Source organism: Siminovitchia sp. FSL W7-1587, from assembly GCF_037963795.1.
Taxonomy (GTDB): domain Bacteria; phylum Bacillota; class Bacilli; order Bacillales; family Bacillaceae_C; genus Siminovitchia; species Siminovitchia thermophila.
Genome location: NZ_CP150169.1, coordinates 1183625 through 1197308 on the forward strand (window position 1 = coordinate 1183625; position 13684 = coordinate 1197308).

At 36.5% G+C, this 13684-nt stretch carries 11 protein-coding genes and 1 riboswitch; all 11 genes read right to left on the reverse strand.

Features of this window, described 5'->3' with window-relative positions; genetic code table 11:
* Positions 1-114: 114 nt before the first annotated feature.
* On the reverse strand, positions 115-1452 hold the full coding sequence (locus NST31_RS05620) for an FtsK/SpoIIIE domain-containing protein (protein WP_339164448.1): 1338 nt from the start codon (positions 1450-1452) through the stop codon (positions 115-117).
* Complete coding sequence (locus tag NST31_RS05625; RefSeq protein ID WP_339164449.1) at positions 1452-1832, reverse strand: YdcP family protein; 381 nt, start codon at positions 1830-1832, stop codon at positions 1452-1454. Before NST31_RS05625 ends, NST31_RS05620 begins: the two co-directional genes overlap by 1 nt.
* A 13-nt stretch (positions 1833-1845) precedes the next feature.
* Positions 1846-2160 (reverse strand): YdcP family protein, encoded by a 315-nt coding sequence (locus NST31_RS05630; protein ID WP_057988515.1) that lies wholly within the window; start codon positions 2158-2160, stop codon positions 1846-1848.
* A gap of 490 nt (positions 2161-2650) precedes the next feature.
* The gene (locus NST31_RS05635) at positions 2651-4564 is read right to left on the reverse strand and encodes a DUF3732 domain-containing protein (RefSeq protein WP_339164452.1); all 1914 of its coding nucleotides are present in this window, start codon (positions 4562-4564) and stop codon (positions 2651-2653) included.
* The gene (locus NST31_RS05640; protein ID WP_339164454.1) at positions 4564-5052 is read right to left on the reverse strand and encodes a three component ABC system middle component; all 489 of its coding nucleotides are present in this window, start codon (positions 5050-5052) and stop codon (positions 4564-4566) included. The genes NST31_RS05635 and NST31_RS05640 overlap by 1 nt, the downstream gene beginning before the upstream one ends.
* Positions 5045-6247, reverse strand: a complete 1203-nt coding sequence (locus NST31_RS05645; RefSeq protein WP_339164456.1) for an ABC-three component system protein — start codon at positions 6245-6247, stop codon at positions 5045-5047. Before NST31_RS05645 ends, NST31_RS05640 begins: the two co-directional genes overlap by 8 nt.
* A 349-nt stretch (positions 6248-6596) precedes the next feature.
* The gene (locus NST31_RS05650; protein ID WP_339165486.1) at positions 6597-6785 is read right to left on the reverse strand and encodes a hypothetical protein; all 189 of its coding nucleotides are present in this window, start codon (positions 6783-6785) and stop codon (positions 6597-6599) included.
* Between the two features lie 85 nt (positions 6786-6870).
* Entirely contained in the window at positions 6871-7932 is a 1062-nt protein-coding gene (locus tag NST31_RS05655) for a DNA cytosine methyltransferase (RefSeq protein ID WP_339164457.1), read from the reverse strand.
* 267 nt (positions 7933-8199) lie between these two features.
* The gene (locus NST31_RS05660) at positions 8200-8934 is read right to left on the reverse strand and encodes a hypothetical protein (protein WP_339164459.1); all 735 of its coding nucleotides are present in this window, start codon (positions 8932-8934) and stop codon (positions 8200-8202) included.
* Positions 8935-9251: 317 nt separating this feature from the next.
* The gene (guaA, locus tag NST31_RS05665) at positions 9252-10805 is read right to left on the reverse strand and encodes a glutamine-hydrolyzing GMP synthase (RefSeq protein ID WP_339164461.1); all 1554 of its coding nucleotides are present in this window, start codon (positions 10803-10805) and stop codon (positions 9252-9254) included.
* A 384-nt stretch (positions 10806-11189) separates the two neighbouring features.
* Positions 11190-12524 (reverse strand): NCS2 family permease, encoded by a 1335-nt coding sequence (locus NST31_RS05670; protein ID WP_339164462.1) that lies wholly within the window; start codon positions 12522-12524, stop codon positions 11190-11192.
* 350 nt (positions 12525-12874) lie between these two features.
* Positions 12875-12976: riboswitch (purine riboswitch) on the reverse strand.
* Positions 12977-13684 lie beyond the last annotated feature (708 nt).

A 13684-nucleotide genomic window follows, 5' to 3' on the forward strand; every position in this document is an offset into this window, starting at 1 on the left:
CTTATTGTTTTTCTACCCCCCTGTTAGAAATGGGGGGTTAAGGCGTGGCTGTCGCCACGCAGGCTTAGCCCAGCACGTCGGCTTTCGCTTCGCACGCCGCCGCACTGGGCAGCCTTATTGAGCTAGTTTTGCAATTTCATTTAAAAAGTCATGTTCTTTCGGGACAAGTGGTGTATAAAACTCTGAAATGACATTATCGCCTTTATCAACATATCCTCGTCCTTTGATCTGCTTTAAGAAAAACTGTTTTTGTACGTCGCTTCCAAACATCATGCCGCACCCAAGCTCACTCATACGACCTAAAGCAACCCGAAAATCAAACTGATCTCGAATGCCATCCCCAAGATATTTTGCATCTGGACGTTGACAAGCAAGGATAAGAAAGAAGCCACTTTGTCGTCCCAACATAACAATTTGTTTCAGCTTACTCATCACTTTTATGCTTTCTTTGCCGATCATTTCCATGAATGATGTGTACTCATCAAAGATTAAAAAGCGGGAAGGCAAACCCAAATAAGCATAGTTTTCTCCAGTCTTGTAGTTCGGCATTTGTTTCATTTTTTCATTTCGTGTCATCATATCTTCATAAAATTGGTCGATACAAGTTGTCATATCATCCTTTTTATAACAGACATTAGGCATAACCGTGGCTAAATCCGCTAAATCGGCATTTTTCGGATCTAAGATATACAACTTTGCATCTGTTTTTAATAGTGCTTCAATCAGTGTGAGAATAAAGTACGTTTTTCCACCGCCAGTACCACCAGCAATTAACATATGTGGGAGGCTATCATATTCCCAATACATCGCGTCCATGAGCTTTAAGCTACCATTTTGTGCAATAACTTCATCAATAGAAATCCGACTATTAATTGTGTCATAGAGCAAGATGTATTCCACAAAAGAATCATGTAACTCTTTCGACACCAACTCACAGTACAAACCACTTTCCAGTTTATTTTCTAGATTTAGTAATTGGTCTTGATATTTTCCAAGTGTAATTTCTGTTTGAATGTAAAGTAATCCTTTTTCGAGCCGATAGTACATTTTAGGAAAGTAACTAATTTTATCTTTTGTTTTTCCGTTTGGTATGTCTTCAAAAAAGCTACTTGATTGTACTTGTTTCGTTTCATACCAACCATTTTCCAAGATCATTTTAGCGAGTTTTTGACGATGAATAACTTGCCTGATGCGATCATACCGATAGCGATAATAAAGAAAAGCACAGCTAGCTACTATCACTAAACTAATCACAAATGAAATCAATCCATACGTACTCATAAAATGTGTTTGAAAGTTATCAAGCTGCCATGTTGTAGAAAGTAAAAACGGCAGATGAAAAGGGATAAAGGAAATAAGCCATACACCAGCCAGCCCAAAGACTACATATTGAAAAACGAGGGATACATCACTCGCTCGAATTCGTTTCCCTCGTTTTCTAAAAGTTTTCATTACTTTTCCTTAGTAGGGGTAGACTTTGGATTGTTACTAGTTGGTGTTGCTGCTTTTCCCTTTAAGACTAGATCTTCTGCTTTAATGTACCAATCAACATCTGCCCCACGAAATGTTGCATTTGCGACTGTATCTGCGACAGGGTTAATGATTTCTACTTCAGCATTATAATCAAATTCTTTTAAGGGAACGGAAGCAGGAATACTTACTTGAATCATTTGTCCTTGTTCCCTCGATTTTAAATCATAGGTGCGTTCCTTTACCTCGGTTGATACCGTACCATCCTCATTTTGTAAAAATATCTCACGCCGTAATGCAGAATATTTTAATAAACCAAATGTCTTTTCTTTATCAATGACAATTCCTTGAGCTAATCTCATCTCTTTTTCCTCCTTATGCTTTTACCATGTCATCTGCATGTAAAATATAATTTGTGAAACCACGTTCTCCAATTTTATAACCCTCTGCGGTGATACGTGCATTGACTAATTTTACTTTTTCCTCATGTTCAAAGAATTTTTCCCCAGCTTCTTGTGGGAGAAAGACCTCAATATCATCTGCACGTTGAATATCTGAATAAAGATTATAGCTCCGTGAAAGAGTGGTCATACGTCCATTAATTCGTCGTTGTTCGACTTTACCTTCTCCTGCATATTCTAAATTTCCAAAAGTTTTTTCCATGTTTGGAATGACATGTTTTAACTCCATTATTCATTACCTCTTTTCTAATTTTTTGTTCTATTGATGCGCTAAAGTAAAGTAACAGAACAATTAGGAGGAGAACGTGAAATATTCATTAGATATCACACTCCTTAAGCTTCTTGAAAACGATAATCGATGATCAATCAAACAAATACCAATCCACAACCATTGTTTCTCTTTTTGGTCACAAAGCAATTTTCCCATATTGAAATTTTTCATTATTAGTTTCATTCATAAAAAGAATAAATCAACTCATTTCATTACCTTCCTTTTAAACTTTTATATTTTACAGAAAAATAACACACCTTCTAATTTCATTTATTCGAAGCAAAATATTCAATTCTAAATAATGCCGACAAAAAAAACGCTATCTGTCGGTAAAACCGGACAAATAACGTTTCAAAGGATATACAAAACTTTTTATATATAATATTTTTGTTATATCTTCCATAAAATATTATAAAAGGATAATTCCGCTTAGCTAAATATTCTAAAGTTATTCATACCAATCTATTGGTATTAATTTTTTTCCGTCATGCCAATTTTCTATTATAGAAGATTCAAAATTTTTGTTGTCGATTAAATTAGCATGATCTACAACGATTACTTGCAGTTGAGAACTTAGAGAATTAACCTGTTTATATATAAAATCATAAATTTTACCCACCATATTCCAATCAGTATCTTCTTCTTTATCTTTTGAAGGAAAATATACTTGAGAAGGTTGGTCTAAAAATAAAAATTGTGGAACTGGTCTTTTCCCTTGAATAAAGAATTTTTGTAAGGCAAAATAAGTAATTAAATGGACACCGACCCAATTCGATCCACTCCCCAATTGTTGTAATGGAACAGGTCTATCAGGTTTATCAACAATAACAGTAGCTTTGTTCATGTCTAGTCTATATGGGTTGGAAGAATGCTCTAAATCTAAATCATTAGCCCACTTAGTCATATCAGTAGAGATACGTGATAACGCAGATTGCTTCCTTTCTTCCAGAGTATCTTTATCAAGTACTTCATTAATTTCTTCTAGCCTTTCCTCATATGAAGTGATGTTGTTTTCTGCATTACTCATATCTACTTCATCTTCAACACTTTCTAGCCATAAACTAATTCTTCCTGTAATTTTAGCTTTTCTAGTATATAAATCCCTAAGTGCATTAGCTTCCTTGTTTTGATTGTATATTCCATCAATTTCAGACTTTATATTCTGTATTTCCTCTATGAGCTTTTGCTTATTGTTTTCCAAATTGTCAATATGCTTACGAAGCTTCGGTCTTTCTCTACTTACATTCTTAATATTATTATCTAAATTTTGTATAGCGGTTTTAATTTCATTAACTCCAGGCAAAGGATTTTCAAGCATATTGCTACATAAAGGGCAATGATCAGTTCGAAAATCTACTTTTTCAAATAATCCTATTGAACTTAACCTAAGTTTTTGGTGTTCTACTTCATTAGCAAATCCTGATGTTTCTCCATTAAAAATTTTTGCAAACTGGATATCTTCATTTAAGTCAAATAACTCCTGTTGGACTTTATCTAATTCAACTTGTAAATAACTGATTCTATCCATACCAACAGTTTGAACTTTTTTTGGTGTCCAATTATTTATCATACTTAGCAATTTATATACTTCATTAAAATTTTCATAGTCAATAACCTCTTGAGACGGTATTAATCCTACTGCTTTTGCTTCAGAAATAAGAGTAACAGCCTTTTTAAGTCCACCACCTTGCAACATCCTGATTTCTTCCAACCTACGCTTTTCTATTGCTAGTTTCCTTTTAAGAATGGTGCGTTCATTTTCTAGTGCTATTGAATCTTCATTTACAATTCCCATGAAGTAAGGTAAAGTATCCTTTATTGATTGAGTAATAAAAGGTTCTGCTTGTCGATGAAAAAGAAATGTCTTTGCAGCAATTTCATCTTGGTTTTGAAAGCAATAATATAATGCGTGTCTAACATTTGCTGATAATGGTATTCTTGTTTGACCTTCGGGTGGAATATTTAAATTCTCAGAAATACCCAATCTCTTGGTTAAAATATCTTCGATTCCATCAACATTATCATTTTGTTCAAAGTTAAGTTTATCAGGCAATTCAAGATTTTCACCAATCTCAATATAGCAAGCACTTGTACTTTGTTGTCCTATATTTGGGTTTTTTCTAGCCACAAAAACTCTTTCTTTATTAAATTGTAAAAGAAGTCCATACCATAATGCATTTTCTCTAACCACACCGTCTGCAATATTACAAGAGCTACCTCCCAAACAATAATTAATTACATCCCCAACAGCAGATTTACCAGATTTTGATTTACCTGTAATAATATTGACTTTTCCTAATTCAAAAGAGAGTTTCCTTACTTTTCCGTTTCGCCCATATATTACAAGTTCTTTAATTTGCATTACGGCCTCACCCCCAGTCCAATAAAAATAGTTTCCACTTTCCCAGCAGTGGCAAACCATTTTCCAATATGTTCACTCTTATTCAAACATTGTTTTACTTCTTCATCGACGAATCTTCCTTTACTTAAACCTTTAGTGGAGGAATTAATTTCTAAATCAGCTTGATCAGTTATTAATACCATATTTGTCTGTAAGAGAAATTCAGTTGCTTCATTAGTTATCTCTACCAATTCTTTTGTTCGTTGAGCATATCCTATTAAAAGTTCAGGGTATTGTTGAATCCAAACCAAGAATTTTGTTCTACTTGATATTTTTTCCCTGGTAGCCTTGTGTAAAACTAACGGAAGGATAAGATATACCAATGGAAAAGGGAAAGCACGATTAGAAACCTCATTAAACTTTCTAATTGTAGCATAAATTAGTCTTCCACAAAAAGCGGGGTTTAGGAGAAACGCAATTTCCTTAGAGCGGTTTTCCCAATTATTCATTTGCCGTCACCTCGCTTTTCAATAAATACTCTAAGCGCTTTCTAAAATCAATATGCCACCCAACTTTTAGTTGATCTGATAGAATGTGATAACTCCCTCTCATAACAAATGGATCCGAAAACCGATCTCTTATTCTAATGTCTTTATTTTCTATTTCCTTCAACAACTTTTTGCCCATTTTTTGATTTATATCATCTGTTTGTTCTTCGGACTCTAGTATCTCATCCTCCATATCCGCGTAACAGTGTTCCCACTCATTTATTAGTCTAGCTTCATATCTATCTAATTCATTTAAATATAGCAAGTCATTGCGAACCCAATTTGACCTTTGGTTAAATGCTCTGTAGTAATCTCTAAATGCTATTTTTAATTTATTACTACTAGTCCCAATCAATTTTAATTGTTCATAAAATAATTTACCTTCAAAAGATAAACTATCTATGTCAATATTTAATCCATCTATATCTATAGGCAAATTATCATGACTATATTCTTGACTAATATCGACTATATATGAAGCAACCTGTCTTGTGTTAATATAGACAGGTCTAGTAGAAGTCAAAGCTTCTATTGCTTTATTAATCCACCAACCCTCTAAACGTTCAAAAACTAAGGGAATATGCTGCTGTTTACAACTAAATAGTAGTTCCTTTTGTATTTGAAGGGCAGTATCCACAATATTAGTGGAATTATCAATAACATATATATTATTTATTAGTTTTCTTGATATAGTATCTACATTGGCAATGAAATTTTCATAGTATTTTTTATGTGCAACATTTCCAGACTTTTTTGCAACATCATTAAAGAGCTCGAATGCTTTTTTTGTATCTCTCATACCAGAATTGGATAATAGAAAAGAACTAGCCGAATTGTCTGGTGATTCTGCGGTAGTTATAATTAAAAATTTTGTGTTTTCTAGTAATGTGATATCTCTCTTTAATTCATTTATCCAAGCATTTAAAGTCCTCCAAATATCGGTACTCGAATCAGTAAGATTCCCATACTTTTTTGTATGGTGTTTTAGTTGAATAAATGTATTAGAAATACCATCTGGTTTAGTAAATGCGATATCGTCAAATTTTTCTATGCTTATGTTCGCTTCTTCTTCCTTATTTTTAAGCAGAAGATATAATGCATATCTGATTTGATAGATGTATCCTATCATTTGTTCAGAGGCTTGATGATTTGACATATTAGTATCCCCCCCTCTTATTATAAGTCTATATACCCATTATATGGTTGTTAATTGTAAACTTCAATCCAAACCATTAAACTATTAAACTCATAAAAGAGAACTATTGTTAGAGAATCCCCAAGAGCTATTCATTTTTCTGCAAAAGTACTCTTTTGACGAAGATAAGCCTTAAGAAAACATTTATAAATGAAAATACCTTTTTAGATTCACCTCACTTTCTAATCACATATGTACAATAAACCATGATACATAGTGACTTCGAATTAACTTTTTTAAAAAACAGATACTGATTTTACACAATATCCTTCATTTTCTCCACTTCCTCTGCGGGAATCTATGCTTTTTGTTAACGGTAATCCACTCGTCCATATATAACACACCAAAACACAACCATTGTTTCTCCATTTTCATCCCGTATCAATTTCCCATGAGGAAAAAACGGAAAGTCTTCAATATCTATCTCATTCAAAACAAAATGATCGTCAATCCATTCCATCACCTTTTCTTCATAAACCTCTTGTTCATTCAAGGACATCACGTACATTTCTCCTTTCTACGTTTTCGCCATAAAAAAAGCACGTCAGATGAGAATAATCCAACAGGCTCAAACATTGATTTATCTATAAAGTTTCCGCAATACCAGCCATGATATATTCCGCACATGGTACGGCGATCGCATTTCCAATTGCTTTATATCTCGCATAATCACTAATGATTTCATTCCCATTTCCTAAAGCTGTCCAGCCCTCTGGTAATCCCATTAACCGTTCACATTCCAATGGTGTAAGTTGTCGGATATAACCTTCTTGTTCTTTCCCTTCATACCAAAAAGAAAAGTTACTGACTGAGCCAGCTAGCAAAGTTGGGAAAGGGTCATTTGTCCGTCCGAAACTTCCAATGAATCCTGATTTGTTTTTGTCTTTTGCAGTACTTCGCATACGTCTTTCTTGAAAGGGACGGACAACGGGTATTTTCCTCCTTGCTTTTTCAGAAGATCTTCGACTGGCTGCGGTGGAGGGTGGCCGGCTTTCATCGCAAGTCGTAGAAAATGATTGCAGTTCGCCGCTTTTAAATAATATTTCTCTGGCACGTGTTCCTCCAAAATCTGCCACGAGGAAGATACGTCTTCTTCTTTGAGGAAGTGTGGGCTTTCCCCAATATCGGGCATCCAAGACGCGCCAGCACACATCAACATCATTCCCTCGGACCATTCCAGCTTTTGCCCAGACTCTAGAAACAGGCATTGGAATTTCGGCATTTGTGAACGACTCCAGCACGGCTTTAAAATCCAACCTGTTATTTGATGAAAAAGCTCCCATGACGTTTTCCCAAACAGCGATAACTGGATATGTTCCATTCGTTGCGCACCTCATTTCCTCAATAATTCGTATTGCATGATAAAATAAACTGGATTGACTTCCTGTAAGACCTTCTCGTTTACCGATATTCGATAAGTTTTGGCAGGGTGAACCAAAGGTAATGATATGAACAGGTGGTATTTTCCCACCATCTATTTTTGTGATGTCTCCCATGTGTAATAGATTGGGAAAGTGTCGTTTCGTAATGGAAATGGGTACTTTCTCAATTTCACTTGCCCAAATTGGTGTGATGCCCCAACGTGAAGCCGTCAAAGGAAATACACCAATCCCATCAAATAAACTTCCTAATGTTAGTCCGGTCATATTTCACCTCTACTCTTCATTTTTAGGCATAAAAAAAGACGCTCATTTTAATTGAACGTCTAAAAATTATAGTATTTATTAAGTTAAAATTTATTATTCTGTTGTGTTTCCAAATATCATATCTGTTCCTACTGAACATCCCTTGTTTTTTAGATATATAAAAATATTAACTCCAACTAAACTCTATTAATATGATGGATAATCTACATTACAGCTTTTCAATAAAATATAAATAGCCATCCTCGTAAGTTTCATTATATATTTTTGCTAAATTTTTATTATACAAAACAGAAGCTCACAAATACATATTTTAACACTTATATTGTAATCCTCATCAAAATAAACTAGATAACGATAGATTCCTTGTTGAACGTCTACCCAATCCAAGAAAATGATAGATTCATCATTTTCAGGATTCGTGCCCACTACAATTCGATTTGAAACTCGCGCTCCCGCTTCTGGCATAATATCTAAAGAGGGAATCATGTTAAAGTTTTCAATTTCATTTTCATCTAGATTAAATTTCCAATCGTACCATAAAGTTGGCACTCCATCTAAATCAATATGGTCAAACTCAAAACCTGCATGTCCTTTAGCTAATTTAATAATAACATTTTCAAATTTGTCTTTATCGAAGGAAAAATGAATTTTTTGATCTACTATACTAATTTGCGAGTCCAATAAATCTTTTAACCTTCTATCACGTTTTAATGCATTGTAAGTTTTCTCATTGCAAAATTTTGGGTCCAATTTATTTCTTAATACGTTTATATAAGATGCTACATAAGACTCATCAGAAGAAAATCCATTATTACATCTTTCACAAGCTGAAATTGTAGGCAAGTTGTCTGGATAAGGTTCTAGTAAGAATGTTTTTGATGGAACGTGGTCTCTTGTTTCAGCAACATCTCCACAATAAATACAATAATTTTCATCACTTTTATTCCATTCTGTAAACTTTCCTATTCTCTTATCTCCACCTAAACGTTTAAATTGTTGCATATATTTTCACCTCTGATACTTACTATAAGTATACTGACCTATACTATAAACGCAAGGCAATTAGAACAATCATTTATCGTAGTTTTTTGATTCATCCAGCACTAATCTAGAAAAATCTTAAAAGGTTGATTTGTATTTTAAAAATATGAAACAAAAGAAAAAAGAGACATTGCTTTTACACAATATCTCTCATTTTTCTCCTTTTCCTCTGGCGGAATTTTGGCGGAGAACCTATTCATTTTTGATTGTTTTATCCATTTTACATACCATCGAAATGCAGTCAAATCAACGTTTTCACTTCAAATGCCTCTAGTGAATTACTCCCACTCAATCGTCGCTGGCGGTTTGCTCGTTATATCATAGACAACTCTGTTCACATGTTCCACTTCGTTCACGATCCGTGTGGAAATGATTTCGAGAACGTCCCAAGGTATTCGCGCCCAATCAGAGGTCATGCCGTCAATGGAGGTGACAGCTCTTATGCCGATTGTGTGGTCGTATGTGCGTCCATCTCCCATAACGCCCACGCTGCGAATGTTGGGCAGGACAGTGAAGTACTGCCAAATCTCTTTTTCAAGTCCGGCCTTTTTAATTTCTTCGCGCAAAATGTAATCTGATTCCCGGACGATTTCCAGTTTTTCTTCTGTAATTTCGCCCAGCACTCTGATGCCAAGGCCCGGTCCCGGGAATGGCTGGCGCCAAACAATTTCATCCGGAATGCCAAGTTCCGTTCCCAATGCGCGTACTTCATCTTTAAACAATGTGTTTAACGGCTCAATCAGTTTGAATTCCATATCTTCAGGCAATCCGCCGACATTATGATGTGATTTGATCGTTTGGGCCGTGGCTGTTCCACTTTCAATAATGTCTGTATATAGGGTTCCTTGGGCAAGGAACTCAATTCCTTGCAACTTTGTGGCTTCATCGTCAAATACATAAATAAATTCGTTGCCGATAATTTTCCGCTTCTGCTCTGGATCTGTAACACCTTTTAGTTTTGATAAAAACCTTTCTTTTGCATCAACCAAGATGACATTCATATGGAAGCCTTCACGGAAAGTTTTCATAACACTTTCTGCTTCACCTTTTCTGAGCAACCCGTGATCGACGAAAATACAAGTAAGTTGATCTCCGATTGCTTTATGAATCAGGACAGCCACAACGGAAGAATCTACACCGCCGCTCAGCGCGCATAAAACTTTTTTATCGCCCACTTCATTTCGTATTTTTTCAATTTCAACATCAATGAAGCTTTCCATCGTCCATTCGCCTTTACAGCGGCAAATCTCAAACACAAAGTTTTTTAATAGCTCAATGCCAAACTGCGTATGCCGAACTTCAGGATGAAATTGAACGCCGTATAATGCTTTCTCCTTATGGCTGATCGCTGCTATGGGGCAGGAAGGATTGACAGCATCAATCACAAAACCTTTTGGGGCTTCCTTGACTAAGTCCCCATGACTCATCCATACGGTTTGCTCCGTCGGCAAGTCTGTAAAGAGAGGAGCTCCTTCCCTTATTTCAACCTTTGCTTTGCCATATTCTCTTCCCTTTGCTTTTTCTACGACTCCGCCAAAGTGCTTCGTCATAAGCTGCATCCCATAGCAAATTCCCAGTACCGGTATACCCAATTCAAATATCCTTTCGTCACAGCGAAAAGCATTTTCCTCATAAACGCTATTGGGTCCCCCCGATAAAACAATCCCGCTTGGATTGATGGCTTTGATTTCCTCCATCGTAATAGAATGTGGATGAAGCTCGCTATATACACCAAACTCACGTATGCGACGAGTAATTAACTGGTTGTACTGGCTTCCGAAATCTAATACCATGATCATTTCTTGATGTTGCAATTCTGTTTTTCCTGGCATGTAGGCACCCTCCATATCTAAAAGTCCTCCAACGTACAAACGGAGAAATACTATATGACACATCATATCATTAAAGTACCCTCCTGAAAAAGATCGTTCATGGGATAGACAATTTTTCCAATTTTTACACTTGAATCAACTTCATCATTCGATGTAATACGTAAGAAAGCGAACATTCCAATGTGTTTTCTTCCCTACAGGCGAACGCTTTTTCGCAGGTCTGCTTTCCCCTTCTCATCGCTTCGCTCTTGCGGGGTTTTCAGCCCAAGCTATTGCCGCAAGGGGCGCCGCCTTCCGTTCTGAATATATAATCAATCACTCAGATGGCACTATTTAAAAAAAGCTTGCAGAGAAGAAGCTCTCTTTTCCGCAAGCAACAAGCGATTAAATAATAAATATGAAATATAACACAAAGACGACGAAAAATCCGTACATAATAGGGTGAACTTCTTTTATCCTTCCTTTTACCAACATTGTGATCGGATAAAATATAAAGCCAATACCGATTCCAGTCGCAATAGAATATGTCAATGGCATTGAGATGATTGTGAAAAAAGCAGGCACCGCAATCTCAAACTTCTTCCAGTCAATTCCTCCAATTCCAGACACCATCAACACACCAACGATAATCAGAGCCGGAGCAGTAACAGACGCCGTGATAACTCCCAAGAGCGGATAGAAAAACAATGATAACAAGAATAAAATGGCTGTTACGATATTCGCAAAGCCAGTCCTGGCCCCGGCTGCAACCCCCGCAGACGATTCAACATAAGCTGTTGTGGTAGACGTACCCAATACTGCTCCCACGACTGTTGCCGAAGAATCGGCAAGCAAAGCTTTCCCCGCCCGTGGCAAGGTATTTCCTTTCATAAGACCTGCCTGTTGTGCCACACCAACGAGCGTGCCCGCTGTATCAAAAAAATCGACAAATAAAAAGGTCAAGATGACAACAAGCATTTGGAGCGTGAACACTTCGCCGGGGGAATTGAAAATCGGTTCTAGAGCCGCGCCAAATGTTGGTTCAATACTCGGTACAGGTCCCACCAGCCCGGTTGGTTTAGGTACAACCCCGGTAATCATGCCGATGATCCCGGTGATCAAAATCCCGAAGAAAATACCGCCATTTACGCCACGCGTCATTAAGATGACGGTAATCACAATACCGATAATGGCCAACAGGACATTCCCATCCCTTAAATCTCCCAAACCGACAAGGACAGCATCGTTACTCACAATAATTTTGGCGTTTTGCAAACCGACAAATGTGATAAATAAACCGATTCCCGATCCAACCGCAATCTTTAATTCAGCCGGAATCGAGTTGATGATTTTTTCCCGTACACCCGACAACGTTAAAATCACAAAAATAATTCCCGAAAATAAAACTCCCGTCAAAGCGGTCTGCCACGGGATTCCCATTGTTAAAATAACTGTATAAGCAAAAAAGGCGTTCAGCCCCATTCCCGGTGCGAGCGCAATAGGATACTTGGCAAGCAAGCCCATCAATAAGGTCCCAAGTGCGGCCGCTACAGCGGTAGCCACAAATACGGCACCGTGATCCATTCGCAGTGCATCGGGTAAATCCTTCACCGTTTCAAGCGATAATGTGATCGGGTTTAAAATCAGGATATAAGCCATGGATAAAAACGTTGTCAGACCCCCGACAAATTCTCGCCGATAATTGGTGCCTAATTCATCGAATTTAAAATAATTTTTCACCTTAACTTTCCTCCATTGAATTTTATATAAAGCGATCTCTTAAAAGGCAGCCAATTTGTTCATATTTACCTCTTCTTCATACATTCCCCAATTTCTCCCAGAATAAAAGGCTCCGATATTGAAACTTCAATCAGTATGCTTTTTCCACTGATGATTAGTTGAACGAGTCTCGAGCTGTTTACTGGCTCTTGATCTCCCACCCGACCTCTTCGATATGCGAGCCTCACTGCCAGTGAATACCGGGATAAATAAATCCAAATAGAAAAACGCCTTAAGCGGCTACAGCTTAAAGGCGTTGACTGGTTAGGCGGGAAAAATGGGATGCGAAGATACAATAAATATCCCTCATTGACAATTCCCGTTTTTCACGTAGTCAAGCTATTTACGGTAGCTTGGTAGAGACTTGCGGGCCCTATTCCCGCTATTATACGATACAAAACGACATATTCTTTTCGGTTTTCACTTTATCAGTTGCGTCCACTTTCGTCAATACTTCCATTCCAATTTGTCATCCATTTTTCTCTCTTTTTATCGAAATTTTTCTCTATCTTGATAAAAACGAATCAAATCACCTATATTTTTTCGAAGTGAGGGCCACTTTCATAAAAGCCCTAATACATCCAATCATTTTGCGGTAACAACATTTCTTGATTCAGTCGACTATATTTATTACCCTCCCTTTCTTTAGAAACGCATTGTGCAAATTCCCCCTAAAGAAGGATCAAATATGTTACAATTATATTTTGATCTAGGGAAATATTTACTTCTTACATGTGATTGATGGTAAATGTTCACTCAAAAATCAATATTTGCCAGTTTCGCAACTTTTTGTTAGAGTTCCCAAACAAGTATTGTTACCATTGGTCCCGAATTTTAAAAAATATTTCACGAAAATTGTATAATAGAATATGGCTACAGCTAACTCTCTTTTTTTGCTGTAGCTTCCTTCTATTGGCGAAGCCCTGCGAAACAGGACTCGAGTCGATATCTAGCCCTGAAATCCCATAGAATGACCTTTATGTCAAACGGGTATGGATTTTATGTTATTATTTGTTAAAATTAATAACAATTGAGTCTTCCTTGAAGAAAAATACTATGATATTAGCGAAAAGAGAAATATACCTATTTTCTTTGCCTTTGCGGGTAAAGTAACAAAAAGG